The sequence below is a fragment of the Paenibacillus sp. 01T422 genome (assembly GCF_056398785.1).
The window spans coordinates 1-508 of sequence record NZ_JBFTQB010001607.1; the positions used below are offsets into that span (position 1 = coordinate 1).

The window sequence follows — 508 nt, forward strand, 5'->3', positions numbered from 1 at the left end:
CTTCTGAGCGGAACTACAAGCTCTTATTTGTCACCTATGGTAAGTTTTTCAGGTGAAATCGGCAAAATAGCGGAATATAGTTCCACTTGCATATGAAAATTAAATCTTTTAAGAGAAATAGTGGACTGTAGTTCCCCAAAACGCCTAGTCATTTAATTTCTTACAAAAAAGCTTAATCCATCAGCTTTATCAAGCTGGGATTAAGCTCTTTTAACGCTGCCGCGGCAGCAGAGGGACGTGCTTCAGATGACGTATATTCAGAATCTTAGCTTCAGCGAGAGTCCGCTCTACTTTGCCTATCGCCGTCAAACGATCGGCAATGAACAGTTTCATGGCACCTTTCATGCTCATCAAGGCGTAGAGATTTTGTTTGTACACGAGGGAAAGGGCACGTTGATTGTGGATCAGCAAAGCTATGAAGTTACCGCTGGCATGCTCTGCGTCTTCCAGCCCTATCAGCTGCATCATATCCAGGTGAGTCCCGACACGCCTTTCATCCGCTCTATTG

General features: G+C 44.5%; 1 protein-coding gene. It reads left to right on the top strand.

Annotated elements, in window-relative coordinates:
- Positions 1-246: 246 nt before the first annotated feature.
- A partial coding sequence (locus AC1DUA_RS40405) for a cupin domain-containing protein (RefSeq protein ID WP_477504988.1) occupies positions 247-508 on the top strand: 262 nt, incomplete at its 3' end.